The following is a 25,456-nucleotide window of genomic DNA, read 5'->3' as shown; positions in this document are numbered from 1 at the left end:
AAACCCCCGGGATCAGCCGAAAACCGCTTTGGCCTTGTGGAGCGCCGCAACCATCGTATCGACATCGGCGCGGGTGTTGTAAAGACCGAAGGAGGCCCGCAAGGTCGCGTCGACGCCGAAGCGCGCCATCAGCGGCTCGGCGCAGTGATGGCCGACCCGCACCGCCACCCCGGCCCGGTCCAGAATCGTCGCCACGTCGTAGGAGTGGATGCCGTCAACCACGAAGGAGACGATAGCCGCCTTGCCGGGCACCTGGCCGAGGATCCGCAGGCCGGCGATCTCGGCCAGCCGCTCGTTGGCGTAAGCGAGGAGCTCGGCCTCGTGCCGGGCGATGTTTTCCATGCCCAGCCCCGTCACGTAGTCGATGGCAGCGCCCAGCCCGATGGCCTGGGCGATCGGCGGGGTGCCGGCCTCGAAGCGGTGCGGTGCGGCCTTGAAGGTCGCCTTCTCGAAGCTGACGGTCTCGATCATTTCGCCGCCGCCCTGGTAGGGCGGCATTTTGTCGAGCAGCTCGGCCTTGCCGTAGAGCACCCCGATTCCACTCGGTCCGTAGAGCTTGTGGCCGGTAAAGGCGTAGAAGTCGACGTCGAGGTCGCGCACGTCGACCTTGCCGTGGACCGCCGCCTGGGCGCCGTCCAGCAGCACCGGGACGCCCCGGTCATGGGCCAGGCGGATGATCTCCTTGGCCGGGTTGACGGTGCCGAGCACGTTGGAGCAGTGGGTGATCGCGACCAGCCGGGTCCGGGCCCCGAGCAGCCGCTCGAAGTCCTCCATCAGGAGCTCGCCCCGGTCGCTGATCGGTGCGACCTTGAGGACGAGGCCCAGGCGGTCGCGAAGCAGCTGCCAGGGCACGATGTTGGCGTGGTGCTCCATGGCCGAGATCACGATCTCGTCGCCTTCCTCGAGGAAGGCCCCGGCGTAGCTGTGGGCGACCAGGTTGATCGCCTCGGTGGCGTTGCGGGTGAAGACGATTTCCTCGTCGCTGGCCGCGTTGATGAAGGCCGCGGTGGTGCTGCGCGCCTGCTCGAAAGCGTCAGTCGCCAGACTGCTGAGGAAGTGGGCGCCCCGGTGGACGTTGGAGTATTCCTCCTCGTAGACCTGGCGCAGGCGATCGATCACCGCCCGCGGCTTCTGGGCGCTGGCGCCGTTGTCCAGGTAGACCAGGGGCTTGCCGTAGATCTGCCGCCCCAGGATCGGGAAGTCCTCCCGGATCCGCTCAACGTCGAAGCCGGTGCCGGAATTGTGGCCCGGTCCGACCTTCATGGCGATGCCGGTCATGCTGCCTCTCCGTGGGTCTCGTCGTGGGTCTGGGCAAGCCAGTTGGCGACGCTGCTGAGCAGGGCCGGGCAGAGCCCTTCGGCCGCGATCCGCTGAACCGCTTCGCCCAGGAAGGACTCGATCAGGATGTGCCGGGCCCGAGCCTCCGGGATGCCGCGCGAGCGCAGGTAGAAGAGCGCGGCGTCGTCGAGCTCGCCCGCGGTCGCGCCGTGGCTGCACTTGACGTCGTCGGCGTAGATCTCGAGCTCGGGCTTGGCGTCGATCTCGGCCCGGTCGGAGAGGATCAGGGTCTGGCAGAGCTGATGGCCGTCGGACTTCTGGGCGTCCGGCTCGACCACGATCCGGCCCTGGAAGACCGCCCGGGCCGAGTCGTCGAGCACGCCGCGGAACATCTCTCGGCAGGTGGTGTGCGGCACTTTGTGCTCGACCACCGTGGTGGTGTCGCAGTGCTGCTCGCCGCGCATCAGGTAGGCGCCGTTGAGATGGCACTCCGCGCCTTCACCGGCCAGCTCGACCTTGACCTCGTTGCGCGACAGGCGGGCGCCGGTCGAGAGCACGAAGGAATCGTAGCTGGCGTCCCGCGCCAGCCGGAGCTGGGCCGAGGCGAGATGGAAGGCGGCGCGGGTCTCCTCCTGCTTGCGGTAGTGCCGCAGACGAGCGCCGGGGCCGATCCAGCCTTCGGTGGCCAGGTTGGAGAGCGTCGCCTGCGTGCCCTGTCCGGCGTGGTGCTCCAGCACCGTGGCCTCGCTGTCGCGCCCCAGGACCAGGAGGTTGCGGGGGTGGAAGGCCAACGCCCGGGCGTCGGCAGCAGCGATGAAGACGACGTCGATCGGCTCGGCCAGGACCACACCGTCATCGAGCAGCAGGACGAAGCCGTCCTCCATCAGGGCCGTGTTGAGCGCCAACATCGGCAGCTGCTCGAGGCGGCCGAGCTGGCCGAGGTGCGGTTCGAGCCGCTGCGGCTGGTCGCGGAGCAGGTCGGCCAGACTGCCGACGGTCACGCCCGCGGGCAGCGACCCCAAATGCGAGAGATCGTCGCGGAAGCGGCCGTTCACGAAGACCAGGCGATGGGTCGTCTCCGCCGCCGGCTGCAGCGAGGGGATGCGGTCGATCTGCACGTCGTCGCTCTCGGCCGGTGCCGCTGCGAAGTCGTGCTTCTGCAGCGGGCGGAGGTTGGTGTATTTCCAGGCCTCGAGCCGCGGAGTCGGCAGGCCGGCCTCGGCCAGCTGCCGCATCCCCCGGTCGCGGAGGCCGCCGAGCCAGCCCGCAGACTGTGCTCGCGCCTGCAGGGCCTCATGGTGCGCCAGGTAGGGCTGGAGCGCGGTCGTGTCGGTCATGGTCTTTGCCATCGGTCTCTCGCCCGTCGCCCTCAGGCCGCCGCCGTGAACTCGGCGTAGCCCTTCTCCTCCAGCTCCAGCGCCAGCTCCTTGCCGCCCGACTTGGCGATGCGGCCCTGGGCCAGGACATGGACACGGTCGGGCACGATGTACTCCAGCAGGCGCTGGTAATGGGTGATGACCAGCATGGAGCGCGCCGGGCCGCGCAGGGCGTTGACCCCGTCGGCCACGGTCTTGAGGGCGTCGATGTCGAGGCCGCTGTCGGTCTCGTCGAGCACCGCCAGCTTGGGCTCCAGGACCGCCATCTGCAGGATCTCGTTGCGCTTCTTCTCCCCGCCGGAGAAGCCGGCGTTGACGGCCCGCTTCAGCATCTCGTCGCTGATCCCCAGGGCCTTGGTCTTCTCGCGGACGAACTTCAGGAAACCTAGGGCGTCGAGCTCCTTTTCGCCGCGCGCCTTGCGCACCGAGTTGGCGGCCTCCTTGAGGAAGGTGGTGTTGGGCACGCCGGGGATCTCCACCGGGTACTGGAAGGCCAGAAAGACGCCGGCGGCTGCCCGCGCCTCGGGCTCCAGCTCCAGCAGGTCCTGGCCCTCGAAGAGGACCTGTCCTTCGGTCACCTCGTAGCCTTCGCGCCCGGTGAGGATGTAGGCCAGGGTGCTCTTGCCGGAGCCGTTGGGCCCCATGATGGCGTGGACCTCGCCCGGCGCAATCGAGAGGTCGATGCCCTTAAGAATCGGCTTGCCGTCGACCGTGGCGTGAAGGTTCTTGATGTCCAGCATTGTGTTCCGTCTTCTCCTGCGCTTGCGCCCCGGCGTCAGCCGACGCTGCCTTCCAGGCTGATGCCGACCAGCTTCTGGGCCTCGACCGCGAACTCCATGGGCAGCTGCTGCAGGACCTCGCGGCAGAAGCCGTTGACCACCAGGGCGACGGCGTCCTCCTCGGAGATCCCGCGCTGGCGGCAATAGAAGAGCTGGTCCTCGCTGATTTTGGAGGTCGTCGCCTCGTGCTCGACCTTGGCGCGGCGGTTCTTGCTCTCGATGTAGGGCACGGTGTGGGCGCCGCAGCGGTCGCCGACCAGCAGCGAATCGCACTGGGTGTAGTTGCGCGCGCCCTCGGCCTTGGCCGAGATCTTGACCAGGCCGCGGTAGGTGCTCTGGGAGCGGCCGGCCGAGATGCCCTTGGCGATGATCCGCGAGGAGGTGTTCTTGCCCAGGTGGATCATCTTGGTTCCGGTGTCGGCCTGCTGCAGATTGTTGGTGATCGCGACCGAGTAGAACTCGCCGACCGAGTTGTCGCCCTGGAGGATGCAGCTCGGGTACTTCCAGGTGATGGCCGAGCCGGTCTCGACCTGGGTCCAGGAGATCTTCGAGTTGCGGCCCCGGCAGGCGCCGCGCTTGGTGACGAAGTTGTAGATGCCGCCCTTGCCGTTCTCGTCGCCGGGATACCAGTTCTGCACCGTCGAGTATTTGATCTCGGCGTCGTCCAGCGCGATCAGCTCGACCACCGCGGCGTGGAGCTGGTTCTCGTCGCGCATGGGCGCGGTGCAGCCTTCCAGGTAGCTCACGTAGGAGCCCTCGTCGGCGATGATCAGGGTGCGCTCGAACTGGCCGGTGTTCTCGGCGTTGATCCGGAAGTAGGTCGAGAGCTCCATCGGGCAGCGCACGCCCTTGGGGATATAGACGAAGGAACCGTCGGTGAAGACGGCCGAGTTCAGGCAGGCGTGCTTGTTGTCGCCGTAGGGCACGACGCTGCCGAGGTACTTGCGGACCAGCTCGGGGTGGGTCTGGATCGCCTCGGAGATCGAGCAGAAGATCACCCCGACCTCTTCCAGCTTGGCCTTGAAAGTGGTCGCGACCGAGACGCTGTCGAAGACCGCGTCGACGGCGACGCCGGCCAGGCGCTCCTGCTCGCGCAGCGGAATGCCGAGCTTCTCGTAGGTGCGCAGCAGCTCCGGGTCGACCTCGTCCAGGCTCTTCGGCTTTTCGGTGTTCTTCGGCGCGGCGAAGTAGTAGGCGTCCTGGTAGTCGATCGGCGGGAAGTCGACCTTGGCCCACTTGGGCTCGGGCATTTCCAGCCAGTGCCGGTAGGCCTTGAGCCGCCAGGCCAGGAGCCACTCCGGCTCCTGCTTCTTGGCCGAAATGAAGCGGACGGTATCCTCGTCCAGGCCCTTGGGCGCCCGGTCCTGCTCGATCTCGGTGACGAAGCCGTACTTGTACTTCTCGCCCGAAATCTCCTGGACCTGGGTCACAGTCTCGACGCTGGCGACCATCTCGTTGCTCTCCGTAACCTTGCAGTCTTCGATCTCTTCTTGCCTACGGCGCTGCGGCCTTGTGGATCATGCCTGCAGGCGATCCTCGGCTGCCTGGCGCTCCTCGAAGCCCAGGACCGGGCCCGCCATGTCGGCCAGGGTCACGCTGTCCAGGGCGCCGCGGATCGCCCGGTTCACCTTGTCCCAGCCGCCGCGCATCGGGCAGAGGTCCTCAACGTCGCAGTGGTTCGTGCTGCCGTCGACGCAGGCGGTGAGCGCGATCGGCCCCTCGATGGCCTGGATGATGTCGGCCACGCCGATCTCGGCGGCCGGGCGGCTGAGCCCATAGCCACCGGCGGCGCCGCGCTGCGAGACGATCAGCCCGTCCCGGGCCAGGGCGTTCAGAACCTTGGCCACGGTGGGCAAGGGGACGCCGGTGTCGCGGGCGATCTCGCTGGCGGTCATCGTGGCCTTGTCGCGCAGGGCCATCTGGGCCATAACCACGACCGCATAATCGGTCAGGCGGTTGAGCCGGAACATCCGGATACTCCAATTCCTACCAATTTGGTACGGTTTGGAATATCGGCTGAAGATCCCGGCAGATCAAGCCTTTTCGCCACATCTTTCTGCGACGTCTCAAGGGCTCCCGGCCCGGCCCTATGTCGGCGCCCGGCTTTCAAGGCCTCGTGATGTCATGTGATGCGGCGCGGTCCGCCGCCGATCCTAAGTTAGGGGGTGACCCGGCGTCCGCAGACCACGAGCCGCTGCGGTGCCGCAGACAGTCGAACAGGCGGACTGATCCATGCGGGACGCACGAGCTTCGCGAGGCAAGAGGTTCCCTGTTCAAAGCGGCGCGCTCGGCGGCTTCTTGGTGGCGTTTCTCCTGATCGGCCCGACCGCGACGGCCTCGGCCCAAGACCGGCCGAGCGCGGTGGAGTCCGTGCAGCCGACCCGGCACTTCCGGGTCGAGCGGCCGGCCGACCTGACCGGGCAGGATGCCATGACCATCTATGCCCGGATCCTGAACACCATGATCGCGGCCTACGGGCTCTCCGGCGACGCGACCTCCAAGACTTATCGCGGCTGGCGCCGCTACAACCGCGTGCCCTACCGCTCTGCGACTCACGGGGAGCGCTTCGTGAACAACTACGCCAACGCCTTGGCAAAGGCCTATGGGAGCTTCGAGGACGCCGGCCGGATGCCCCAGGGCGCGCTGCTGGCCAAGGACAGCTTCGCGGTCACGGCCCGCGGCGACGTCTTCAGCGGTCCGCTGTTCCTGATGGAGAAGATGGCACCGGGCTTCAGCCCAGCCAACAACGACTGGCGCTACAGCATGATCATGCCGGACGGCTCGCTCTTCGGCGAGACCGGCGGGCCCGGTTCGGCACGGGTCGCGTTCTGCCACGGCTGTCATGCCGAGGTCGGCGGCGCGGACAACCTCTTCTTCGTGCCGGAAGGCAACCGGGTCCGCTTTCTTAACCAGAGCGCCGCCGAGTAGGCCGAAGTCAAGTCGGCTTCACGGCAAGTTGCGCCGCCTTGATCGGCACCGTGGCGGCCGCCTTGCTATGTTTTTCGAGGCGGTGTCTCGGGCTCGTTCGGCCGGCGGGAGCAGCCCAGGGCTCTCGCAGCGCCCGCTTTCTTGCCGCCGGATCGGTTTCGGGTCCCTGAACCCTCTCGCCTCTTGGAGGGGATGCCAGACAAGGCAGCCGAGGTCGCTGGACATGGCCGCGCCGGCGTCGGGCAGGGCGGGACTCACAGCTCCGTGATCGGGCTTTATTTGAGGTTTTGCAACCATCTGCGCGAGCCTTTTGAACAGCTTTGGCCAGTTAGGCCTCGTATCAGTTCACCTTCAGATGGAGAGATCAAAAAAATGAACAGGATTCTCGGCGCGGTCGCGGCCTCCGCCTCCGCTCTCTTCCTCTTCGCCTCCGCGGGCGCGCAGGCGGCGTCCTGCGATCCCGGCAAGCCCGGCGAAGACCTGAGCTTCGAGGAGGCGCAGAAGGTCTACGACTGCCTGAAGGCGGATCTCTACGCCGGCTACCAGAAGGGCAAGAAGCGCTGGATCCCGGTCGAGCACGTCAAGAACTACCGGGACTGGACCCCGGTCAGCACGGTGCCGGCCGCGCCCGGCTTCCACGGCGGGCGCTTCCTTTTCACCTACGTCAACGAGGTCGGCGCGGCGGAGTACCTCAAGTATGCCGAGGAGAACGTCAAGATGCCCGCCGGCACCCTGATCGCGAAGGAGTCCTTCGCCGTCACCGACAAGGGCAAGGTCAAGCGCGGGCCGCTGTTCTTCATGCAGAAGGCCGCGGCCGGCAAGTCGCCCGAGACCAACGACTGGTACTACTACGCCGTCGCGCCCAACGGCGCGCCCATGGGCGTGCCCGTCGTCAAGGCCTGTCACCAGTGCCACAACGACAACTTCGGCGACCGGGACGGCCTGGGCTATCCCGTCGAAGAGGCGCGCATCGCCAAGTAGCGCGCAGCCGGTGTTTTGTCGGCTCGGACAGGTTGGTGGGACTCGGTTTCGCAAGTCGCGGTCTCACCCCCTCCCAACCCTCCCCCATCGAGGGGGAGGGTTGGGAGGGGGTGGCTCTCCGCACCGTGCACTTGATAACCAGCTTTCCAACCGGATCTCCCGGCAAGCGGCTCGCCAGGGGCCGATGCTTCTTCTAGAGTGCGCCGCAGGCAGCACGTCAACGGGAGAGGGGCATGGGGAACCAGGGCGCGGCCACGGTCGTCGACCACCCGCTGGTCCAGCACAAGCTGACCCTGATGCGGCGCAAGGACACCAGCACGGCGGAGTTTCGCGAGCTCCTTAAGGAGATCTCCCTGTTGCTCGCCTACGAGGTGACGCGCGACCTCAAGCTCACCGAGGTCGAGATCGAGACCCCGTTGGCGGTCATGCAGGCGCCGCGCCTCGAAGGCAAGAAGCTGGTGCTGATCTCGATCCTGCGGGCCGGCAACGGGCTGCTCGAGGGCATGCTCGACCTGATCCCCTCGGCCCGGGTCGGCCACATCGGCCTCTACCGCGACCCCGAGACCCTCGAGCCGGTGGAGTACTACTTCAAGGTGCCGGAGGACCTGAGCGACCGTCAGGTGATCGTGGTCGATCCCATGCTGGCAACCGGCAACTCGGCGGCGGCGGCCCTGGCGCGGATCAAGCGGGCCGGGGCGACCAACCTCAAGTACGTCTGCCTGCTTGCTGCGCCCGAGGGCATCGAGGCCCTGGCCGGCGCCCATCCCGACGTGCCGATCTATACCGCGGCGGTCGACCGGCATCTCAACGACCACGGCTACATCGTGCCGGGCCTGGGCGACGCCGGCGACCGGCTCTACGGCACCAAGTAGCCGTTCGTCCCCGGGGGCGGGGCGGTGGCGCGAAAGCGCCCTTGCAATCGCTGCCACCGCCGCCTATATGTACATATACATGAACATGTGAGGCCGAGATGAAGACGGAACGTCTGATCGTACTGGTGTCGCCCGAGGAAAAGGCTCGGGTCGAACGGCTGGCCAAGCGGCAGCGCAAGAGCGTCGCCGAACTAGTGCGCAATGCGCTCTCCGACTTCGAGGCGGCCCAGGAGGGCGGGGCCAAGCCGAACGGCGTGGCGCCGGCCGAGGACGCCGAGCTCTCGGCCGAGCAGAAGGCCGCGCTAAAGCGCCTAGCCGAGACCGCGCTGTCGACCATGCAGCGGGCCAACGCCGCCCTCGACAAGGCCTTCGATGCGGTCGAGGAGACCAAGGCCCAGCTCGCCGAGCAGCGGGCCAAGAAGCGGGCTGCCTCTGCATGAGCGGCTGGTTCGACCGGGTCCTCGACGCGGTCCAGACCGCGGCGGTGATCGGCGAGCGGGTCGAGCGGCTGGGCGACTCGGTGAGCGACCTGGCCGCCGAGATGCGCGCCCTCGACCGCCGCGTCGCCCGCCTGGAAGGCGCCCTGGGATCGGGCGGCGGCAATGGCAAGAGCCGCCGCAAGCCCAAGCTCCTGCCGCCGCCGGAGGACTGATACCAAGGCGCGACGCGCGCCTGACGGGCGATCAAGCAAACCCAGACGGGGCCGCTACCCCTCACCCTCCCACCGCCTGACGGCGGCGGGCCCCACCCTCTCCCCGAGGGAGAGGGAATTTCGGTTGCCGCCTTGAGAATCCCTCGCCCACCGGGAGAGGGATGCGGAGGCTTGGCGAGGCGACCAGCCGAGCCCCAGCCGGAGCTGGGTGAGGGGTCGTGCCAAGCTGTGGGCCTGGTCCGTGACCCTCAGGCTGCGGCGGTCTCGCGCTGCCAGTAGATCGCCCGCTTCAGGGACCAGTCGACCAGCTCGTAGAGCAACACCGCGAAGACCGCGAGCAGCAGCAGGGCGGCGAACATCAGGTCGGTCTTCCCGCGGCCGACCGACTGCAGCATCAGGTAGCCGAGGCCGGCGCTGGAGCCGACCCATTCCCCGACCACCGCGCCGATCGGCGCCACCGCGGCCGCGATCCGCACCCCCGAGCCGAGGGCCGGCAGGGCGGCCGGCACCCGCAGGCGCCAGAGGACCAGCGCCGGGCGGCCGCCCAGGGCGCGGGCGAGGTCGAGCCAGCCGGGCTCGGTGCGCCTGAGGCCGTCGAAGAAGGCCGCGGTCACCGGGAAGTAGATGATCAGGGTCGCCATGGCGACCTTGGAGGCCAGGCCGTAGCCCAGCCAGAGCACCAGCACCGGGGCCAGGGCGAAGACCGGGATCGCCTGGCTGACCACCAGCACCGGCATCAGCCAGCGCCGCGCCGGCGGGATGGCGATCAGGGTCAGCGCCGTCACACAGCCGAGCAAGGTGCCGAGCAGCAAGCCCAGGACGATCTCCGACGCGGTCACCAGGGCGTGGCCCCAGAGGAAGGGCCAGCGCTCGACCAGCGCCGCCCCGACCCTGAGCGGGCCGGGCAGGATGAAGTGGGGTGCCGCGGTCAGCCAGACCACGGCCTGCCAGACCAAGACCAGCACGAAGAGGATGACCAGGGGCCGCAGGGCTCTCATTCGGCGGCCTCCAGGCCCCCGGAGGGCTTAGCGGCCCGCTTGGCCCCTGCCTGTTTGGCAGAGGACAGCCGCGCCATCAGCTCGGCCAGCAGGCCGGCGCCGGCCGGATCGCCGAGCGGGCGGGGCGGGGCGCCCGGCGGCAGCAGGGCCTCGTCGAGCCGGGCTGGCCGGCCGGCCATGACGTGGATCCGATGGCCGAGCCGCAGCGCCTCGGCCGGGTCGTGGGTCACCAGGAAGACGGTCCGGCCGGCCAGCAGGCCGGCGGCCAGGTCCTGCAGCTCGTGGCGGGTGATGGCGTCGACGGCGGAGAAGGGCTCGTCCATCAGGACCACCGGCCGGTCCTCCATCAGCGTCCGGGCCAGGGCGCAGCGCTGGCGCATGCCGCCGGACAGCGCCTCGGGCAGGGCCTCGCCCGCGCCGTCCAGGCCGACCCGCCCCAGCAGCTCGCTCGCCCGCTGCCGCAGCGTCGGCGTCACCGCCTCCCCGCGCAGGCGCGGCCCGAGCAGCAGGTTGTCGCGGACCTTGAGCCAGGGCAGCAGCAGGTCCTGCTGGGCCATATAGGCGACCCGCCCGGTCAGGGGGCGGCCGGCGCCGTCCTCGACTCGGCCCTCGGCGCCCTCGGCGAGGCCGGCGAGCAGGCGCAGCAGGGACGACTTGCCGACGCCGGAAGGGCCCAGAAGGCAGGTGATCTCCCCGGCCGGCAGGTCGAGCGCCAGATTCTCGAAAAGCGCCTCGCCCTCGAAGGCCAGATGGGCGTCGCGCAGGGCGATGGAGGGGGCGGTCTGGTCGCCGGACGGGGTCATCTTTCACGCTCCCTGCGCCAGCATGACCTGGATCAGGTTTTAGGGGTCGTCCCGGAAGCGGGACCTCTCAGCCGATTGACCGGCTCCCCCGGTGGCAGGCAAGACTATAGGCGCCGCGGCGCCGCGCGGACAAGCCGGGGTTAGACGAATGCAGGGATGATGACCGCCGAAACGGAACACGGGAACCGCCTGATCTACAGGCCGGGCCAGCCCGACGACGGCGCTGGGCTGCTTGCCGTTGATCGGGCGGCGATCCTTCGGCTCGGAGCCCAGGCCTATAGCCCGGCGGAGACCGAGAGCTGGGCGGCGAAGCTGACCGCCGAGGGCTATGCGAGTGCGATGACCGAGGGCGGCGAGCGCTTCTTCATTGCCGCCGACCCCAACGAAGGCGTCGTTGGATTTTGCTCCTACAAGGATGCCGAAGTCGTGGGTCTCTACGTTCACCCGGACTGGGCCCGGCGGGGAATAGCGCGACGGCTGCTGCGGCTCGCCGAAGCGGCCATCGCAGCAGCCGGGCATGGAGAGATCAAGATCATCGCCACTCTCGTCGCTCGTTCCTTCTACGAAAGCCAAGGCTACGCCGTGGTCGATAGCCATGACTGGGAGACCCGCGGCGGGCTGGTGATCGCGGCCTCGGTCATGCGCAAGACGGTCGCCTGAAGCCGCCATGCTCGACCGCCCCAAGCTGATCGGCAGCGAGATCTATCGCAGCTCCTCCTATGGCGGCCGCCATCCGCTGTCGATTCCCCGGGTCTCGACCGTCATCGACCTTTGCCGCAGCCTGGGCTGGCTGCCGGAGGCGGCCTACATCGACAGCCCGCGCGCGACCCCGGCGCAGCTCGCCCGCTTTCACGACCCGGACTACGTCGCTGCGGTGCAGGCGGTGGAGGCCCGCCAGGCCGCCAGCGAGGACGAGCGCCGGCGCTACAACCTGGGCTGCAACGGCAATCCGGTCTTCCCCGAGGTTTTCCGGCGCCCGGCCACGGCCTGCGGCGGCTCGATCCTTGGGGCGAAGCTGGTTCTCGACGGCGGGACGGTCTACAGCCCGGCCGGCGGCACGCACCACGGCCGGCCGGACCGGGCCAGCGGCTTCTGCTACTTCAACGACCCGGTCCTGGCGATCCTGACCCTGCTCGATGCCGGCCTGGAGCGGATTCTCTACCTGGACCTCGACGCCCACCACGGCGACGGGGTCCAGGACGCCCTCGGCGGCGACGGCCGGGTCCTGGTGGTCTCGCTGCACGAGGCCGGGCGCTGGCCGCTGCGCGGCGGCGGGCCCTACGGCTCGGTCGCCGACCTCGGCGGCGGCTGGGCGCGCAACCTCCCGCTGCCGCCGGAGACCAACGACAGCGAGTTCGGCTTCCTGATCGAGACCGCGGTGCTGCCGCTGGCCGAAGGCTTCGCGCCGCAGGCGGTGGTCCTGCAGGGCGGTGCCGACGCCCTGGCGGAGGACCCGCAGAGCCGCCTGGGCCTGTCGAACCGGGCGCTGTGGGACGCGGTCGAGGCCCTGGCCGGGCTGGCGCCGCGGCGGCTGGTCCTGGGCGGGGGCGGCTACAATCCCTGGTCGGTGGCGCGTTGCTGGAGCGGGATCTGGGCCCGGCTGAACGGCTTCGAGGTGCCCGGACGGCTGCCGCCGGAGGCTGAGGCGGTGCTGCGCGCCCTGTCCTGGCGCCACAGCCGCGGCCGCAACCCGCCGGAGGGCTGGTTCACGACCTTGCGGGATCCGCCCCGGCCCGGTCCGCTCCGCGACGAGGTCCGGCGCCTCGCGGCGGCCTTGCCCGGCCTGTGATTGCCCTTGCATGGCGGGGCGCTCGGCGATAAGCCGGGGCATGTCCTCAGCCCGCCGCGCCCTGTGCCGTCTTCTGCTCCTGGCCGTGGTCCTGGCGCCGGCGGTGAGCGCGCCGGCGGCCGCCGATGTCGATTTTCCGGAAGGGGATCTGGCGATCGTAACCGCAGGCGGGGCCCGCCATGACTTCCGCATCGAGCTGGCGGTCACTCCGGAGCAGCGCGCGCAGGGCCTGATGCACCGCAAGGCGCTGGCGCCCGATGCGGGCATGCTCTTCGTCTACGCCCGGCCGCGGGAGGTCTCGATGTGGATGAAGAACACCCTCATCTCCCTCGACATGCTGTTCATTTCGGCGGAGGGCGCGATCCTGCGGATCGCCGAGCGGACCGAGCCGCTTTCGCTGGCCTCGATCAGCTCCGGGGCGCCGGCCAAGGGCGTTCTGGAGGTGCCGGGCGGGACGGCTGCCAGGCTCGGCCTCCGACTCGGCGATCGGATCCTGCACCCGGCTTTCGGGTCGCGGCCTTGATGGCGGATTGGGTCCGGTTGAAGACGGCGGCGTAACTCTGTCGCTACGGGATCGGTCAAGCGGTCTCCGCTCAATCGAGGTCAATTGAGCGGAGGTCGGTCTTGCGGCCGCGCCGGGCCGCGGCCGGGGTCAGGCCTCGGGCTCGAGGGCGATCTTGTCCATCATGCGCCAGCCTTCGCCGGCGGCGACCAGGCAGCTCATGCCCTGCGGGGAAGTGATGATGATCGACCAGGTCTTGCCTTCGCCGGTGCTCAGCACCTCGATCAGACCGCCGTTGTGCGTGACGCCAAGGGCGACCGGAGCCTCGCGGTACTTGTCGGAAAGCTGCTTGATCACGCTGTCGCGCGTGTTGCACTGGGGCTCCGCAGACGCCGCGGAGGCCGAGAGGGCGAGGATGGCACCGGTGGTGATAACCGTCTTCCACATGGGACGTCCCCTTCTTGGGCAAGGGTTTTTCCGCGGCTGTCGGGCCAAAATTGGCTGGCTTTCCGGCCGGCTCATGGATCGAGTTTCACAGGGAAGACTGAAAATCGGATTAATTTTCCCTAAAGAAAGTATTAACCATGATTAATGGCTGGATTTATCGATTTTTCAGACGGTTACCGCAGCGGTGCTAGCGCTTTCGGGCCAGGCTGAGGCCGTCGCTGATGGGCACCAGCGAGAGGGAAATCCTGGGGTCCTCGCGCAGCCGGAGATTGAGAGCGCGGATCGCTTCGGTGTCCGGATCCCGAGCCGCCGGGTCGGCGACCTTGCCGTTCCAAAGCACGTTGTCGATCGCCAGCAGGCCGCCGCGGCGCAGCAGCGAGAGACAGCGCTCGTAGTAGGCGCCGTAGTTGCTCTTGTCGGCGTCGATGAAGGCGAAATCGAAGCTCTCGGCGGCGCCCTCCGACAGGAGCGCGTCGAGCGTCTTCAGCGCGGGCGCCAGCCGCAGGTCGATCTTCTCGGCGACCCCGGCCTCCGCCCAGTAGCGCCGGGCGACGGCGGTGGTCTCGGGCTCGACGTCGCAGGCGACGATCCGGCCCTCGGGCGGCAGGGCCAGGGCCATGGCCAGGGCGGAATAGCCGGTGAAGGTGCCGATCTCGAGGACCCGCTCGGCCCCGGTGAGCTCGATCAGGAGCGCCATGAACTGGCCTTGCTCGGGCGAGATCTGCATGCCGGCGTCGTCGCGCCGGGCGGTCTCCTCGCGCAGCCGCGCCAGCAGGGCGGGCTCCCGCAGGGAGACCTCCTGCAGATAGCGGTGCAGGTCTTCGGTCAGAACGGTCGGTCGGTAGGACATCGCGGCTCTTTGCCTCCAGGCCTGCGGGGCGGCGCGGGCGGACCGCGGCCCGGCCCATTGATCGCCAGCCGCCGGCGGCGGCGCAAGGGCTTTTCTGGACAAGAACATAAAGTGAACATAGACTGCCGGCGAAGGGCGGGGACCTGCGACGACCGAGGGGAGGCGAGGCGGGACCATGGTCGACGAGAAGCGAGCCGAGCCGCGAGACGGTGCCCGGCCGCCCTTCGGGGCGGGGGCGCTGGACATCCGGCCGGCCACGGCTGAACGCTGGCCCGACTTCGAGGCGCTGCTCGGCGAGCGGGGCGGCTGCGGCGGCTGCTGGTGCATGCTCTGGCGCTTGCAGCGGCGGGAGTTCGAGGCCCAGGGCGGGGCCGGCAACCGCGCGGCGATGAAGGCGCTCTTCGAAGCCGGGGCCGAGCCCGGCCTGATCGCCTACGACGGCGCCCTGCCGGTCGGATGGTGCTCGGTCGCGTCGCGCACCGCCTTTCCGCGCCTCGAGCGCTCCCGGGTTCTGAAGCCGGTGGACGACCGGGAGGTCTGGTCGCTGTCGTGCTTCCTGGTCCGCAAGTCGCATCGCAACCGCGGGGTCTCCCGCGCGCTGCTGCAGGCCGCCGGCGACTTCGTCAGGGCGCGCGGCGGGCGGATCCTGGAGGGCTATCCCATCGATCCCAAGACCACCCCCTATCCGGCGGTCTACGCCTGGACCGGGCTCGCTTCGGCCTTCCGCGCGGCCGGCTTCGAGGAAGTCCTGCGCCGCTCGGAAACCCGGCCGATCCTGCGCAAGCGTCTCGACGGCGGGTGAGGCCGCGGCGCTCGGGGCGGCGCTACCCGCCGCCGCCCGCCGCCTGAAGCGCGCCCTCCAGGCGCCGCAGGGCGAGGCGCAGGCGAATCCGGGCCGCGGCCCGCCGGGCCAGGCGGTGGCGCCGCCGGTGGTAGCCGAGCTCGAGCAGCGCGAGGCCTTCGCCGGTGCCGTCCGCGGCCGCCCGGGCGCGGCGTGTTTCGGCGCAGCTCGTACGGGCCTCGCAGCGGGCCACCGCCATCAGGCCTTCAAGCTGGTTCAGGCGTTGCTTGAGGGGATCCCGGTGCCGAAGCCGGTCCCACAGCGCCGGCGGGAGAGCGTCGTAGCGCAGCTCCGCGGCGAGGTCCCGGGCCGGATATCGGCCCGTCGGACCCTGGTCTGAGATTTTTTCGTACACCATTGCCGAGACGTACGATATTATCGCCAAAAAGTCAAAGCTTGGACTGTGCGAATTTCCCGCGTGCTCGGCCGAAGCCCGGCCCCGCGCCGGGCCGGCGCTCAGGTCCATTGCCAGCGGCCGATGACCCGGCCGTTGACGGTCACGTCCTCCAGGGGACGCTCGTAGACCGCGTAGTCGGCATTGGCGGAAATCAGGCGGACGGTCGCCGGCTCGGAGTAGGGGATCACCTCCAGCCGCTTGATCACCAGGCCGAAGCCGTCCCAGACGATGAAGACGCCGGGCGGCGAGGGCAGGCGGTCGTCGGTGTTCACCAGGACCCTTTCGCCGGGCCGGAAGTCCGGCACCATGCTGTCGCCGTGGACCCGGATGATGCGCAGCGAGGCCGGCGCCGCGGGGGTGTGGCTGCGCAGGAAATCGAAGGGGATCTGCCACTCCGCGACCATGGCCTGGGGATCGGCGAGGTCTGGAATGGCGCCGCCGCCTGCCAGGGCCCGGACATCGAGCTCGGGAATCGGGGCCAGGGCCGCGGCGGTGTCCGCGGCCCTGGGCCGGCGCCGCTGCGGGCCCCGCTCGAGGGCCGGCCGCTCGCCGTCGGCCGCCGCGGTCTCGCCCGCGAAGAGCGCTCGGGTGACACCCGCAAGGGCCAGAACGTCGTTGCTGGTGATCGCCGGCGCGCCCCGGCCGACCAGGACCGCCTCCAGCTGCTTGGCCAGCTCCAGCGGCAGGTAGGGTTTGCGGTACTTGTCTTCGTAGGAGGCATAGGTCGAGGCCGGCCGCTCGATGGCCGCAGCCACCTCGCGCACCGAAAGGCCGCTGCGTTCGCGCAGGCGCTTGAGGTTCCGAGCCGCTGCCGAGGTCTCTGCCATGCCGGCCATATTGTACGATGTAGACGTACGATGCAACACGAAAATTTCGTTGACAAGATTAGCGAAAAAATCGTACAAAATCGCCATGATCTCCTCATCCCATCGCCGCCGGGAGCGCCGCCGCCGAAGGTCGCGGCGCCCGCACAAGCTGCTCAAGGGCATCGCCAGCAACCTGGTCCGTCATCCGCACTATCCCTGGCTGGCCTTCGATCCCCGCGGAGTCGTCGCGGTCGAGGCCAGCCGCGACCTCCGGAAGAAACCCTCCGGGCCCGGCTCGAGGGCGGCGGCCCATGCCGACTAGGCTCCAGGCCTTCCTGGCCCAGCAGCGGTCCCGCGGGATGTCGGAGCAGGCGATCCGGCGGGCCCTGGGCCTGTCGCGCCGGGAGGCCGCCGAGGCCGAGCTCTTCGGTCCGAAGCCCGGCGCAGCCCGGTCCGGTGGTCAGGACCCCGCCCCGGAGCGGAGGCGCCGCCGATGAGGACGGCGCCACGCGGCGCGCGGACCTGGGTCTCCTGGCCGGTCGTCTCGAGACGGGGCGGCCAGCTGCGCCGCCGGGTCGAGGTCCGCGGCTGGGAGCCTCCGCCGGAGGATCCGATCGACGAGGCGACGGGCGAGCCCCGGGTCTGGGAAGCGGGCCACGTCCGGGCCTGGATCCGCGAGGCCATGGACACCCTGCGGCGCCTGCCCCTGCCGAAGGACGGTCTGCCGCGCCGGCCCAGCAGCCACATGCCCGAGGTCCTGCGCGAGTTCGTCGAGGCCTACGGCTACGACCGGGGCCGGTCGCGGGAACCGGTGTCGGCCCGTGAGATCGACCGTCTGGATCGAGTCCTCGACTGGCTGTTGTGGCTGGAGGCGCGGCGGGACGTGGTGGTCGTCACCGGCATCGCCCTGGGCCTCAACCTCAGGGCCGCCGGCCGCCTCGTCGGCCGCAGCCACGAGTGGTGCCGACAGCGCGAGCGGGCGGCGGTCGAGGCCATCGCCCGGCGCCTGAACCGGGAGCGGCGGCGCGCGGCGGCACCGTGACCGGAACCGCGGCATGAATCCGGCGGGCGGGCGGCCGCCGCCCCCGGGCCTCCGGGGCCGGCCGGTCGCCCGCCGGGCATTTAGGGCAAGTCAACCAATTAGGACTAGGCTTTTGGGCATAAGAGACCAGACCACGGACTGCGGCCGATGACCCATTTCCTGATCACCGATGACAAGCCCGAAGGCTACAAGCTGGAAGACATCCTGACGCTGATCCGCCGGGACATGATCCTGCGGGCGACCAAGATCGTCGACGATCCCAAGCCGCAGGCCAAGCAGGTGCTGGAGAACAACATCCGCATCCTCGGCCTGCTGAGCGAGTGCATCGCCATCGCCGAGAACAGCACCAAGACGCTCGACAAGGAGATCGGACCGCCGGTCAAGGGCAAGCCCCGGATCGGCAGCGTCTGAAGTCGGGGCGGGCCCCGGGGGACGGGCGCCGCAGCCGGGGCGGGGGGCCCGGCGTCGCCACGAGCCTTGCCTGATCGGGCGCGAGGCGCCATATCGCTGGGGCAAGACAAGGTCCTTCCGCAGCCAGCAAGCGCCGCCGCGATGTCCAAGAGCCCTCCAGTCTGGTTCAAGCCCGCGATCGAGTATGGGCCGCTATTGATCTTTTTGGCGGTCTACTTCTTCGCCGGCCTGATGGCCGCGACCGCCGCCATCATCCTGGCGGCGGCTGTCGCGGTGGCGGCGGCGGCGGTGGTCGAGCGCCAAATCCCGCGCATGCCGCTGTTCACGGCGGTGGTGATCGCGGTCTTCGGCGGGATTACGCTGGCGCTCAACGACGAGACCTTCATCAAGATGAAGCCGACCTTCGTGCAGCTCTTCTTCGCGGCAATCCTCGCCGGTGGGCTGTTGCTCAAGCGTCCGCTCCTGAAGCCGCTGCTCGGAAGTTCCTGGCCGATGGACGACCTCGGCTGGCGGCGCCTGACCTGGCGCTTTGCAGCCTTCTTCGTGGCGATGGGCGCCCTAAACGAGCTGGTCTGGCGGACTCAGACGACCGATTTCTGGGTGGTCTTCAAGGCCCTCGGGCTCAGCGGTCTGACCCTGACCTTCGTGCTTTGCCAGCTGCCTCTGCTGCGCCGCCACGCACTGGCCAGCGAAGTCTCGGAGCCGGATCAGAGCTAGAGCCGTTGGCCTTCCGGCGCGGGGTCGGCGGCTTCCAGCGCACCGGCTGAGCCACCTTACGCGGATCGATGTTGAAATGGCGCTTGAAGGCCTCCAGGCCAAGGGTCCGGGGTCCGTCGGAGTATTCGCCATTCCGGTCGCGCATCGTCACCACGAAGCGGACGTGGGGAATGCCGTTGTCGTTCTCCTCGATCCGCAGGACCTGGGCGATCTCCATCAGGTCGCCGGAACGCAGGCGCGCGAAGGACGCGCCGGCGACGACGTCGTCCGGACGCGGGGACTCGGTCTTGCTCGGCAATGCGACCTGGGGCAGTGAGATCTGAAGAGAGCGGAACTTTTCTAAACTACGCGTCAACCACGAACTCGGCATATACACGGAATCCGGTCCTATTCATATGACGGTTACCTCTCTCCCAGTCGCAAGAGGTAAAGCAATAACGCCCGTTCGGGTTGTGGCAAAAGGCGGCAATGGCTGTGTCAGGAAAAGGTCGGGGTTCAGTAATTTCAATCCTTTGCCATAGCAGTCCTGGACCTTTGGCCGAGGCGCCAGAGGGGCCCGGGTCCGGCGGATTGCCGGGCCGGTCACACAGATTTGACCCTCTGGTTGATTGCTTGAGGATTTATAACACATAAGTAATCCATGAAATCTATTGTAGCGTTAAATGCCGTTACCGTAAATGAGTAACTGAAATTTCAGGATTATTACCTAATTTCTGACGCAGGACCAAGGCCGGGGGGAACCCGGTAGCGGGAGAGCATGGTGTCCAGGCAGTCGACCCGGGCCGCAGCCTTTGACGGGGCAGGCGTGGCATGAACCTGAGCCTCTTCGCGTCCGTCGTGATCAGCGTCTTCGCGGTCGGCGGGTCCATCGTCCTGCTGCGCCGCTACGGGGACTGGCGGGTCGGCTTCTTCGCCGCGCTGACCGCCTTCATGGCGACCCTGATGGCGGTCTACTTCACCGCCGAGCTCTTCATGGCCCCGCCGGGCTGGGCCATGGCCGGCTCGGCCGGCCAGATCTCGGGCCTGGCCATGAGCGCCCTGGCCATGGTCGCGGTCTTCTTCATGGAACGCATCATCGGCCAGCACACCGCCCGCCAGAGGGCGCTGCGCCTGCCGCAGTTCACCGTCGACCGGGCCGCAATCGCGGCCTTCTGGGTCGCCCCCGACGGCGCCTTGCTCTACGCCAACCAGTGGGCCTGCCAGTGCCTCGGCTACAGCCGCGAGGAGCTACTGAGCCGCAAGATCTCGGACGTCAGCCCGGATCTGCCCCGCTGGCGCTGGCTGCAGAGCTGGCAGGCCCTGAAGGAGGCCGGCTCGCTGAGCTTCGAGACGCAGTACCGGACCAAGACGGGCCTTCTCCTGCCCATGGACGTGACGACCAACTACCTGGAGTTCGACGACCAGGCCTACGCTTGCCTCTTCGCCCGAGACATCACTGACCGCAAGCAGGCCGAGCGGGAACTGCGCCAGGCCAAGGAGCAGGCCGAGGCGGCCAACCACGCCAAGAGCGAGTTCCTGGCAAACATGAGCCACGAGCTGCGCACCCCTCTGAACGCCATCATCGGGTTCTCCGAGATCCTGGCCATGCAGATCTTCGGTCCCCTCGGCTCGGAGCGCTACCGCGCCTACGTCGACGACATCCACCAGAGCGGCAACCATCTGCTGGGCATCATCAACGGCATCCTCGACCTCTCGAAGGCCGAGGCGGGCAAGCTGACCCTCGACGAGACCGACGTCGACCTGGCCGAGGTCCTGCGCCAGAGCGGGCGCATGTTCCGCACCAAGGCCGCCGAGCAGGGCATCAAGCTGATCTTCGACCTGCCCGAGACCCTGCTGGCGATCCGGGCCGACGCGCGCCTGGTGAGCCAGGTCGTCATCAACCTGATTTCCAACGCGATCAAGTTCACTAACCAGGGAACGGTGGCGGTGAGCCTGGGCCAGGAGATCGGGGGCGGCTGCTTCATACGGGTCCGCGACACCGGGGTCGGCATCGCCAGGGAGAACATCGCAAAGGTCGTCGAGCCCTTCGTCCAGGTCGAGAGCGCCTTCAGCCGCGGCCACGAGGGGACCGGCCTCGGCCTGCCCTTCGTCCAGAAGATCATGGAGCTGCACGGCGGCGGCATGAGCATCGAGAGCGAGCTGGGCGAGGGCACGACGGTGACCGTGCGCTTCCCCCCCGAGCGGACCGTGGCCCGCGATCCGCAGCTCCTCGAAGAGGTTCCGGGCGACGTGAGCGCCAAGAAGGAGGCCGTCGCCTGACGGCCGCGCCGCCGCCTGACCGGGCGGGCGGCTAATTGAGCGCGGTCCGGCTCTGGTCGCGGGTCAGGAGCCGGCTCACGGAGGCCATGACCGCCTCCAGCTCGGACCCGACGCTGGTCTCGATCTCCGACGACAGGCGCTCGAGCATGACGTGGGTGTACTGCAGGCGCCAGGTCTGGGCCTTTTCCCAGCCGACTTCCTGGATCAGCTCGATCGCGATCAGGAAGGGCCTGAGCAGCGGCTCGGGCAGGCCGGTCTTGCGGTAAAGCTTGCGGAAGCCCTCCGGGCCGCCGTCCTGGAGGACGGTGTGGGCGCTGGCGAACGGAATTCCGGCCTGCAGGGCCATCGCGGCCTCGAAGAAGCGCAGGTCGCCGAGGCAGAGCGCGCGCAGCAGCAGGGTCGGGGTCAAGCGGTTCTGGGCCTTCAGCCGCTTCGCCAGTTCGCGCGCCTGGCCCTCCGAGCCTTCGGCCTTGGCCGCCTGGGCCAGGGTCTTCTCGCTGCCCTGCCGGATCAGCTCCGCGGCGATCTCCGGCGGCAGCTCCTGCCGGCTGATCAGCTCCTCGTAGAGGTCCTCGGCGATCACCGCGATCAGCCGCTCGGTCACCGAGAGCGGCAGCATCGGCCTGGCGACGAGCAGTTCCTGGATGTCGCGCAGCGCGCCGAAATCGGCGATCACCCGGCCGTAGCCCGTCTCCGAGATCCGGGCACCGTCGTTGCCGAGCAAGACCCTGACCGCGCTCTCGTCCCGGGTGGCGATCAGCGCATCGGAGACCCGGGAGGTCACGTCGTCGCGCGCGGCAACGGCGGCCAGCTTGGTGGCGGTGCCGGCCTCGATCACGGCGATCAGATCGTCGTCGGTCAGGACGCTGGAATAGCGGATCAGCGGCAGGGCGACCGCCTCGACGTCGGCCGCCAGGCGGCAGGCGACGTTGCGCGGCAGGAAGGGGCAGGACTTGGCGTGCTCCGCGACCGCCTGCCGGACCGCGACCTCCAGGTCGCGGGCCAGGAGCTCGAGGATCTCGCCGGCCAGCTGACGCTCGGCCCGGCCGAGGCTGCCGAAGGACAGCGCCTTGGCGACGCTGGCCGCGGTCTCGGCCCGGCCCTTCGGCGAAGGGTCGGACAGGAGCCGCTTGACGGAATCCTTGGAAAGCGCGACGGAGCTGTTCATCTGCTATCCGCTGATCTGCGCAGGGGAACCAACCGGCGGCACGGGCTGGTCTAGATAAATAGAATTACGCATTTATGGCTAACGGCATCATGCGGCTTGAGGCATTAAGCATGGCTTAATGCCGTGGCCACGGCGCGGGGTTTCCCGCGGGCGGTGACGCCGCTGCGGCCCGGCCCCTTATCCCTCCCGGAGGTCGGCCGGGGGCGGCCGGGCACCGCGGGCGGCTGCTGGCCGAGGGCACTGGCGGCGGCCGAAAAAAGAAACCCCGCTCGGGCAGAGCGGGGTTTCGCACAATAGCAGAGGTAGGAGAGGGGAGCGCTAACGGCTCCGTGACACAATTTGGCCCCAGGGTCTTAACAAAGCCTTAACGCGGCGACGTTTCCCCAAGCCCAGGCGAACCGCGGCTTCCCATGGTTTCCAAGTGGTCTGTTTCACAGGCTTCGGCGAGATCCGGGCCGCCGCTGTGACAAAAACGGGATTTGGACGACGGAGCGCGGCGGCCCGCTCCCGCTCCGCCCGACGGCGGCGGCAGGTCCCGGCGGCCGGGCGCGCGAAGAGACTCCGTCGTCCCGGCTTGACAGGGACGCCGTTTTATGACAATTTCGTACGTACGATGAATTCGTGCGCCCGCCGCGCTCCCCAGCCGGCGGGCCTTTTCTTTTTGGTTTCGGCTTTTCGAGGGTCGTGAATGCCAAAGGATCCCATCCCGGGGCCCCTGCGCCCGTCGGCGCCGGAGACCGGGGCCGCCATGCTGCCCCTGGACTTCATGCTGGCGCTGCTGCGCGACGAGACCGCCAACCTGGCCGATCGCAAGTGGGCGGCCGAGCGCGCCGCGCCCTACTGCCATGCCCGGGCGACGGTGGCGACCCAGGACGATCCGGGCATCCGCCAGGAAGAGGCCCTGGACGCGCTGGCCTAGGACGGGACCCCGGAGCCATGGAGCCGCGCGAGCGGGCGATCCGGCAGCGCCTCAAGGACGACTTTTCCCACTACGCCGCGCGCTGTCTCAAGATCCGGCCCAAGTCCGGCGGCCTGCGGCCCTTCGCGCTGAACGGCGTGCAGCGGCGCCTGCACGCCCGGATCGAGGCCCAGAGGCGCGCCCGCGGGCGGGTCCGGGTCCTGGTCCTCAAGGCCCGGCAGCCCGGCGTGTCCACCTACGTCGCCGGGCGCTTCTTCTGGCGCGTGACCCACGGCCACGGGCTGCAGGCCTTCATCCTGACCCATCGCAACCAGGCGACCGACACCCTCTTCGCCATCGCCAAGCGCTTCCAGGAGCACTGCCCGGCGCCGGTCCGGCCTGTCCTGGGCACCAGCAACGCCAAGGAGCTGCATTTCTCCGAGCTGGACTCCGGCTACCGGGTCGGCACGGCCTCGGCCGCCGGGGTGGGGCGTTCCGAGACCATCCAGTGCTTCCACGGCTCCGAGGTCGCCTTCTGGCCCCGGGCCGAGGAGCACGCCGCCGGCATCCTCCAGGCGGTGCCCGACGCCGAGGGCACCGAGGTGATCCTGGAATCGACCGCCAACGGCCTGGGCGGGGTCTTCTACGACCTCTGCCGGGCGGCCGAGCGGGGCGTGGGCGACTTCGAGCTGGTCTTCATCCCCTGGTTCTGGCACGCCGACTACGCGAGGCCCGCCCCCGCGGGCTGGACCCCGCCGCCGGCCTTCGGCGCCTACCGGGATCTGCACGGCCTGTCCCTGGAACAGACCTACTGGGCCTACGCCAAGAACCGCGAGCTCGCCGTGGCCCTGGCCGCCGATCCCGAGGCGATCTGCTGGAAGTTCCACCAGGAGTATCCGGCGACCGCCCAGGACGCCTTCCAGTCCGGCGGCGGCGACAGCCTGATAGCCTCGGACCTGGTGCTGCGGGCCCGGCAGCAGTCGCTGCCGGCGCCCGGCCCGGCCACGCCACTGGTCCTGGGCGTCGACGTCGCCCGGGGCGGCGGCGACAAGACCCGGATCCTCGACCGCCGGGGCCGGCACTACGGCCACCGGGCGAACCGGACGATCGACAGCCCCGACCTGATGGAGGTCGCCGGGATCCTGGCCGGGGAGATCGAGCGCCTGCGCCCCGACCGGGTCTTTATCGACGCCACCGGCGGCTACGGCGCGGCGGTCTACGACCGGCTCAAGGAGCTGGGCTACCGGCGCCTGGTCTCGGCCGTGGAATTCGGCGGCCGGGCCCGCGATCCCGAAGCCTTCGCCAACCGCCGGGCCGAGATCTGGGCCGCCCTGCGGGACCACCTGCGCGAGGCGGGCGGCTGCGACCTGGTCGACGACGAGGAGCTGCACCGGCACCTCTGCGCCCCGGGCTACAGCTTCGATTCCAGCGGCCGCCTGCTCCTGGAGCGCAAGGAAGAGATCCGGAAGCGCCTGGGCTTCTCACCCGACGCCGGCGACGCCGCCGCCCTGACCCACGCCGAACCCCTGCGCCGCCGCGACGCCGCCCGGACCCGGCCGCCCCGCGCCGAAGGCGACTACCGGGTCCACGGCTGGTAGGGTGGCGGGCCGTGTTCAAACGGGTCTGATTGGGTATCGATCCGAGGGTGCGACCAGGTCGCTTGCATTCTCGTCTGGGGCAGCCTTCCCTGGACTGCCATGCCCGGACTCGATCCGGACATCCATCGCGCAAGCGGCACCATGGATGGCCGGGTCGAGCCCGGCCATGACAGCGAGTGGGAGCCAAGTGTCGGAGTCGAACCACCATCAGGTGCGCGTGCTGACCGCCCAACAGATCGAGGATTATCGCGAGGACGGATTCCTTGTCCTGGAGCGCTTTGTCGCGCCCGAGGCCTGCGACGAGCTGCGGGCCCGGGCCGAGGCTTTGGTGGCGAACTTCGACGACGAGGCCCTGCGCTCGGTCTTCTCGACGACCTCCCGGGTCCAGGACCGGGACGCCTACTTTCTCGGCTCGGGCGGTGGGATCGGCTTCTTCTTCGAAGAGGAGGCCTTCGATGCCGCCGGAAAGCTGACCGTGCCGAAGGCACGGGCGCTCAACAAGCTGGGCCACGCCCTGCACGACCTGGACCCGGTCTTTGATCGCTTCTCGCGCGACCCGAAGGTCGCCGCCGCGGTCGCCGACCTTGGCCTGGCGGAGCCGCGGCTGCTGCAGTCCATGTACATCTTCAAGCAGCCGGGCATCGGCGGCGAGGTGGTGCCGCACCAGGACGCCACCTTCCTGCGCACCGAGCCCAGCTCGGTCCTGGGCCTGTGGTTCGCCCTGGAGGACGCCGACCGGGACAACGGCTGCCTCTGGGCGCTGCCCGGCGGCCAGAGGGGCGGCCTCAAGAGCCTCTACCGCCGCGATGCCGAAGCTGGCCTGGTGATGGAGGTCCTGGACGACAGCCCCTTCGACCTCGCGGCCGGGCGGCCGCTGGAGGTCCGCAAGGGAACGATGGTGGTCCTCCACGGCCGGCTGCCCCACTGGAGCGCGCCCAACCGCTCACCGCGCTCGCGCCACGCCTACACCCTGCACGTGATCGACGGCGGCGCCCGCTACCTCGAGGACAACTGGCTGCAGCGCCCGCCCGAGCTGCCCCTGCGCGGCTTCTGACTGGGCTCGC

At 69.3% G+C, this 25,456-nt stretch carries 31 protein-coding genes and 1 riboswitch; of the genes, 19 read left to right on the top strand and 12 right to left on the bottom strand.

Annotated features, from left to right (window positions below):
- Positions 1-12 precede the first annotated feature (12 nt).
- The 5 genes from QNJ30_12550 to QNJ30_12530 form a co-directional block, all read right to left on the bottom strand.
- Positions 13-1,278 carry a cysteine desulfurase gene (locus tag QNJ30_12550; protein MDJ0944294.1) on the bottom strand — a complete coding sequence of 422 codons (1,266 nt, stop codon included), beginning with the start codon at positions 1,276-1,278 and terminating at the stop codon, positions 13-15.
- A complete protein-coding gene (gene sufD, locus QNJ30_12545) occupies positions 1,275-2,627 on the bottom strand; it encodes a Fe-S cluster assembly protein SufD (protein ID MDJ0944293.1) in 1,353 nt (450 codons plus the stop codon). Before sufD ends, QNJ30_12550 begins: the two co-directional genes overlap by 4 nt.
- Positions 2,628-2,647: 20 nt before the next feature.
- A complete protein-coding gene (gene sufC, locus QNJ30_12540; GenBank protein MDJ0944292.1) occupies positions 2,648-3,394 on the bottom strand; it encodes a Fe-S cluster assembly ATPase SufC in 747 nt (248 codons plus the stop codon).
- Positions 3,395-3,429: 35 nt separating this feature from the next.
- On the bottom strand, positions 3,430-4,884 hold the full coding sequence (sufB, locus tag QNJ30_12535) for a Fe-S cluster assembly protein SufB (protein ID MDJ0944291.1): 1,455 nt from the start codon (positions 4,882-4,884) through the stop codon (positions 3,430-3,432).
- 66 nt (positions 4,885-4,950) lie between these two features.
- On the bottom strand, positions 4,951-5,403 hold the full coding sequence (locus QNJ30_12530) for an SUF system Fe-S cluster assembly regulator (protein ID MDJ0944290.1): 453 nt from the start codon (positions 5,401-5,403) through the stop codon (positions 4,951-4,953).
- A 331-nt stretch (positions 5,404-5,734) separates the two neighbouring features.
- On the opposite strand from QNJ30_12530, the gene QNJ30_12525 reads away from it, so the two are divergent.
- From QNJ30_12525 to QNJ30_12505, 5 genes are all read left to right on the top strand, one after another.
- Positions 5,735-6,361 (top strand): hypothetical protein, encoded by a 627-nt coding sequence (locus tag QNJ30_12525; GenBank protein MDJ0944289.1) that lies wholly within the window; start codon positions 5,735-5,737, stop codon positions 6,359-6,361.
- 372 nt (positions 6,362-6,733) lie between these two features.
- Positions 6,734-7,342, top strand: coding sequence for a cytochrome P460 family protein (locus QNJ30_12520; GenBank protein MDJ0944288.1), 609 nt, complete (start codon positions 6,734-6,736; stop codon positions 7,340-7,342).
- Between the two features lie 233 nt (positions 7,343-7,575).
- Positions 7,576-8,214, top strand: a complete 639-nt coding sequence (gene upp, locus QNJ30_12515; GenBank protein MDJ0944287.1) for a uracil phosphoribosyltransferase — start codon at positions 7,576-7,578, stop codon at positions 8,212-8,214.
- Positions 8,215-8,312: 98 nt separating this feature from the next.
- On the top strand, positions 8,313-8,654 hold the full coding sequence (locus tag QNJ30_12510) for a ribbon-helix-helix protein, CopG family (protein MDJ0944286.1): 342 nt from the start codon (positions 8,313-8,315) through the stop codon (positions 8,652-8,654).
- Positions 8,651-8,866, top strand: coding sequence for a hypothetical protein (locus QNJ30_12505; protein ID MDJ0944285.1), 216 nt, complete (start codon positions 8,651-8,653; stop codon positions 8,864-8,866). The genes QNJ30_12510 and QNJ30_12505 overlap by 4 nt, the downstream gene beginning before the upstream one ends.
- 248 nt (positions 8,867-9,114) lie before the next feature.
- Here the strand turns inward: QNJ30_12505 and QNJ30_12500 are convergent, their stop codons facing one another.
- Positions 9,115-9,864, bottom strand: a complete 750-nt coding sequence (locus QNJ30_12500) for an ABC transporter permease (GenBank protein ID MDJ0944284.1) — start codon at positions 9,862-9,864, stop codon at positions 9,115-9,117.
- Positions 9,861-10,667: an ABC transporter ATP-binding protein gene (locus tag QNJ30_12495; GenBank protein ID MDJ0944283.1), complete on the bottom strand. Its 807-nt coding sequence runs from the start codon at positions 10,665-10,667 to the stop codon at positions 9,861-9,863. Before QNJ30_12495 ends, QNJ30_12500 begins: the two co-directional genes overlap by 4 nt.
- A riboswitch (TPP riboswitch) is annotated at positions 10,659-10,767 on the bottom strand. Its footprint overlaps the gene before it by 9 nt.
- A gap of 59 nt (positions 10,768-10,826) precedes the next feature.
- Here QNJ30_12495 and QNJ30_12490 point away from each other — a divergent pair.
- The 3 genes from QNJ30_12490 to QNJ30_12480 are packed head-to-tail and all read left to right on the top strand — an operon-like array spanning position 10,827 to position 12,979.
- The gene (locus QNJ30_12490; GenBank protein MDJ0944282.1) at positions 10,827-11,327 is read left to right on the top strand and encodes a GNAT family N-acetyltransferase; all 501 of its coding nucleotides are present in this window, start codon (positions 10,827-10,829) and stop codon (positions 11,325-11,327) included.
- 7 nt (positions 11,328-11,334) lie between these two features.
- Positions 11,335-12,456 carry an acetoin utilization protein AcuC gene (locus QNJ30_12485; GenBank protein ID MDJ0944281.1) on the top strand — a complete coding sequence of 374 codons (1,122 nt, stop codon included), beginning with the start codon at positions 11,335-11,337 and terminating at the stop codon, positions 12,454-12,456.
- 40 nt (positions 12,457-12,496) lie between these two features.
- Positions 12,497-12,979, top strand: coding sequence for a DUF192 domain-containing protein (locus QNJ30_12480; protein ID MDJ0944280.1), 483 nt, complete (start codon positions 12,497-12,499; stop codon positions 12,977-12,979).
- Between the two features lie 129 nt (positions 12,980-13,108).
- Here QNJ30_12480 and QNJ30_12475 read toward each other — a convergent pair whose 3' ends face one another.
- The gene (locus tag QNJ30_12475) at positions 13,109-13,405 is read right to left on the bottom strand and encodes a hypothetical protein (protein MDJ0944279.1); all 297 of its coding nucleotides are present in this window, start codon (positions 13,403-13,405) and stop codon (positions 13,109-13,111) included.
- Positions 13,406-13,592: 187 nt separating this feature from the next.
- On the bottom strand, positions 13,593-14,255 hold the full coding sequence (locus QNJ30_12470) for a class I SAM-dependent methyltransferase (GenBank protein MDJ0944278.1): 663 nt from the start codon (positions 14,253-14,255) through the stop codon (positions 13,593-13,595).
- Between the two features lie 175 nt (positions 14,256-14,430).
- Here QNJ30_12470 and QNJ30_12465 point away from each other — a divergent pair, with 175 nt between their 5' ends.
- A complete protein-coding gene (locus tag QNJ30_12465; protein MDJ0944277.1) occupies positions 14,431-15,057 on the top strand; it encodes a GNAT family N-acetyltransferase in 627 nt (208 codons plus the stop codon).
- A 22-nt stretch (positions 15,058-15,079) separates the two neighbouring features.
- On the opposite strand, the gene QNJ30_12460 is transcribed toward QNJ30_12465, so the two are convergent.
- Positions 15,080-15,454 (bottom strand): hypothetical protein, encoded by a 375-nt coding sequence (locus QNJ30_12460; GenBank protein ID MDJ0944276.1) that lies wholly within the window; start codon positions 15,452-15,454, stop codon positions 15,080-15,082.
- A gap of 98 nt (positions 15,455-15,552) precedes the next feature.
- On the bottom strand, positions 15,553-16,320 hold the full coding sequence (locus QNJ30_12455) for a LexA family transcriptional regulator (protein MDJ0944275.1): 768 nt from the start codon (positions 16,318-16,320) through the stop codon (positions 15,553-15,555).
- 85 nt (positions 16,321-16,405) lie between these two features.
- Between QNJ30_12455 and QNJ30_12450 the strand changes: the two genes are divergently transcribed.
- From QNJ30_12450 to QNJ30_12420, 7 genes are all read left to right on the top strand, one after another.
- The gene (locus tag QNJ30_12450; GenBank protein ID MDJ0944274.1) at positions 16,406-16,621 is read left to right on the top strand and encodes a hypothetical protein; all 216 of its coding nucleotides are present in this window, start codon (positions 16,406-16,408) and stop codon (positions 16,619-16,621) included.
- Positions 16,611-16,796 carry a hypothetical protein gene (locus tag QNJ30_12445; GenBank protein MDJ0944273.1) on the top strand — a complete coding sequence of 62 codons (186 nt, stop codon included), beginning with the start codon at positions 16,611-16,613 and terminating at the stop codon, positions 16,794-16,796. The genes QNJ30_12450 and QNJ30_12445 overlap by 11 nt, the downstream gene beginning before the upstream one ends.
- On the top strand, positions 16,793-17,341 hold the full coding sequence (locus QNJ30_12440; GenBank protein ID MDJ0944272.1) for a DUF6362 family protein: 549 nt from the start codon (positions 16,793-16,795) through the stop codon (positions 17,339-17,341). Before QNJ30_12445 ends, QNJ30_12440 begins: the two co-directional genes overlap by 4 nt.
- A 147-nt stretch (positions 17,342-17,488) precedes the next feature.
- The gene (locus tag QNJ30_12435) at positions 17,489-17,752 is read left to right on the top strand and encodes a hypothetical protein (protein ID MDJ0944271.1); all 264 of its coding nucleotides are present in this window, start codon (positions 17,489-17,491) and stop codon (positions 17,750-17,752) included.
- 141 nt (positions 17,753-17,893) lie between these two features.
- Positions 17,894-18,469 (top strand): septation protein A, encoded by a 576-nt coding sequence (locus QNJ30_12430; protein ID MDJ0944270.1) that lies wholly within the window; start codon positions 17,894-17,896, stop codon positions 18,467-18,469.
- Positions 18,470-18,545: 76 nt separating this feature from the next.
- Entirely contained in the window at positions 18,546-18,785 is a 240-nt protein-coding gene (locus QNJ30_12425; GenBank protein MDJ0944269.1) for a hypothetical protein, read from the top strand.
- A 494-nt stretch (positions 18,786-19,279) separates the two neighbouring features.
- On the top strand, positions 19,280-20,728 hold the full coding sequence (locus QNJ30_12420; protein MDJ0944268.1) for an ATP-binding protein: 1,449 nt from the start codon (positions 19,280-19,282) through the stop codon (positions 20,726-20,728).
- Between the two features lie 31 nt (positions 20,729-20,759).
- On the opposite strand, the gene QNJ30_12415 is transcribed toward QNJ30_12420, so the two are convergent.
- Positions 20,760-21,896: a DUF2336 domain-containing protein gene (locus QNJ30_12415; GenBank protein ID MDJ0944267.1), complete on the bottom strand. Its 1,137-nt coding sequence runs from the start codon at positions 21,894-21,896 to the stop codon at positions 20,760-20,762.
- A 688-nt stretch (positions 21,897-22,584) separates the two neighbouring features.
- Here QNJ30_12415 and QNJ30_12410 point away from each other — a divergent pair.
- The 3 genes from QNJ30_12410 (at position 22,585) to QNJ30_12400 (ending at position 25,446) form a co-directional block, all read left to right on the top strand.
- Positions 22,585-22,815 (top strand): hypothetical protein, encoded by a 231-nt coding sequence (locus tag QNJ30_12410; protein MDJ0944266.1) that lies wholly within the window; start codon positions 22,585-22,587, stop codon positions 22,813-22,815.
- 17 nt (positions 22,816-22,832) lie between these two features.
- On the top strand, positions 22,833-24,392 hold the full coding sequence (locus QNJ30_12405) for a hypothetical protein (GenBank protein MDJ0944265.1): 1,560 nt from the start codon (positions 22,833-22,835) through the stop codon (positions 24,390-24,392).
- A 187-nt stretch (positions 24,393-24,579) separates the two neighbouring features.
- Positions 24,580-25,446, top strand: coding sequence for a phytanoyl-CoA dioxygenase family protein (locus tag QNJ30_12400; protein ID MDJ0944264.1), 867 nt, complete (start codon positions 24,580-24,582; stop codon positions 25,444-25,446).
- The last annotated feature ends 10 nt before the right edge of the window (positions 25,447-25,456 follow it).

It is taken from the genome of Kiloniellales bacterium (genome assembly GCA_030066685.1).
Classification (GTDB): Bacteria; Pseudomonadota; Alphaproteobacteria; order Kiloniellales; family JAKSBE01; genus JAKSBE01.
This window is presented reverse-complemented; position numbering and strand designations above follow the sequence as displayed.

Coding starts and splice junctions, on each gene's coding strand:
- QNJ30_12455 (MDJ0944275.1), bottom strand. CDS start 16,320: ATGGCAGAGACCTCGGCAGCGGCTCGGAACCTCAAGCGCCTGCGCGAA.
- QNJ30_12475 (MDJ0944279.1), bottom strand. CDS start 13,405: ATGTGGAAGACGGTTATCACCACCGGTGCCATCCTCGCCCTCTCGGCC.
- QNJ30_12420 (MDJ0944268.1), top strand. CDS start 19,280: ATGAACCTGAGCCTCTTCGCGTCCGTCGTGATCAGCGTCTTCGCGGTC.
- QNJ30_12490 (MDJ0944282.1), top strand. CDS start 10,827: ATGACCGCCGAAACGGAACACGGGAACCGCCTGATCTACAGGCCGGGC.
- QNJ30_12485 (MDJ0944281.1), top strand. CDS start 11,335: ATGCTCGACCGCCCCAAGCTGATCGGCAGCGAGATCTATCGCAGCTCC.
- upp (MDJ0944287.1), top strand. CDS start 7,576: ATGGGGAACCAGGGCGCGGCCACGGTCGTCGACCACCCGCTGGTCCAG.
- QNJ30_12440 (MDJ0944272.1), top strand. CDS start 16,793: ATGAGGACGGCGCCACGCGGCGCGCGGACCTGGGTCTCCTGGCCGGTC.
- QNJ30_12415 (MDJ0944267.1), bottom strand. CDS start 21,896: ATGAACAGCTCCGTCGCGCTTTCCAAGGATTCCGTCAAGCGGCTCCTG.
- QNJ30_12470 (MDJ0944278.1), bottom strand. CDS start 14,255: ATGTCCTACCGACCGACCGTTCTGACCGAAGACCTGCACCGCTATCTG.
- QNJ30_12510 (MDJ0944286.1), top strand. CDS start 8,313: ATGAAGACGGAACGTCTGATCGTACTGGTGTCGCCCGAGGAAAAGGCT.
- sufD (MDJ0944293.1), bottom strand. CDS start 2,627: ATGGCAAAGACCATGACCGACACGACCGCGCTCCAGCCCTACCTGGCG.
- QNJ30_12465 (MDJ0944277.1), top strand. CDS start 14,431: ATGGTCGACGAGAAGCGAGCCGAGCCGCGAGACGGTGCCCGGCCGCCC.
- QNJ30_12550 (MDJ0944294.1), bottom strand. CDS start 1,278: ATGACCGGCATCGCCATGAAGGTCGGACCGGGCCACAATTCCGGCACC.
- QNJ30_12495 (MDJ0944283.1), bottom strand. CDS start 10,667: ATGACCCCGTCCGGCGACCAGACCGCCCCCTCCATCGCCCTGCGCGAC.
- QNJ30_12530 (MDJ0944290.1), bottom strand. CDS start 5,403: ATGTTCCGGCTCAACCGCCTGACCGATTATGCGGTCGTGGTTATGGCC.
- QNJ30_12450 (MDJ0944274.1), top strand. CDS start 16,406: ATGATCTCCTCATCCCATCGCCGCCGGGAGCGCCGCCGCCGAAGGTCG.
- QNJ30_12505 (MDJ0944285.1), top strand. CDS start 8,651: ATGAGCGGCTGGTTCGACCGGGTCCTCGACGCGGTCCAGACCGCGGCG.
- QNJ30_12460 (MDJ0944276.1), bottom strand. CDS start 15,454: ATGGTGTACGAAAAAATCTCAGACCAGGGTCCGACGGGCCGATATCCG.
- QNJ30_12520 (MDJ0944288.1), top strand. CDS start 6,734: ATGAACAGGATTCTCGGCGCGGTCGCGGCCTCCGCCTCCGCTCTCTTC.
- QNJ30_12480 (MDJ0944280.1), top strand. CDS start 12,497: ATGTCCTCAGCCCGCCGCGCCCTGTGCCGTCTTCTGCTCCTGGCCGTG.
- QNJ30_12435 (MDJ0944271.1), top strand. CDS start 17,489: ATGACCCATTTCCTGATCACCGATGACAAGCCCGAAGGCTACAAGCTG.
- QNJ30_12425 (MDJ0944269.1), top strand. CDS start 18,546: ATGGCGCTTGAAGGCCTCCAGGCCAAGGGTCCGGGGTCCGTCGGAGTA.
- QNJ30_12430 (MDJ0944270.1), top strand. CDS start 17,894: ATGTCCAAGAGCCCTCCAGTCTGGTTCAAGCCCGCGATCGAGTATGGG.
- QNJ30_12410 (MDJ0944266.1), top strand. CDS start 22,585: ATGCCAAAGGATCCCATCCCGGGGCCCCTGCGCCCGTCGGCGCCGGAG.
- QNJ30_12500 (MDJ0944284.1), bottom strand. CDS start 9,864: ATGAGAGCCCTGCGGCCCCTGGTCATCCTCTTCGTGCTGGTCTTGGTC.
- QNJ30_12405 (MDJ0944265.1), top strand. CDS start 22,833: ATGGAGCCGCGCGAGCGGGCGATCCGGCAGCGCCTCAAGGACGACTTT.
- sufB (MDJ0944291.1), bottom strand. CDS start 4,884: ATGGTCGCCAGCGTCGAGACTGTGACCCAGGTCCAGGAGATTTCGGGC.
- sufC (MDJ0944292.1), bottom strand. CDS start 3,394: ATGCTGGACATCAAGAACCTTCACGCCACGGTCGACGGCAAGCCGATT.
- QNJ30_12445 (MDJ0944273.1), top strand. CDS start 16,611: ATGCCGACTAGGCTCCAGGCCTTCCTGGCCCAGCAGCGGTCCCGCGGG.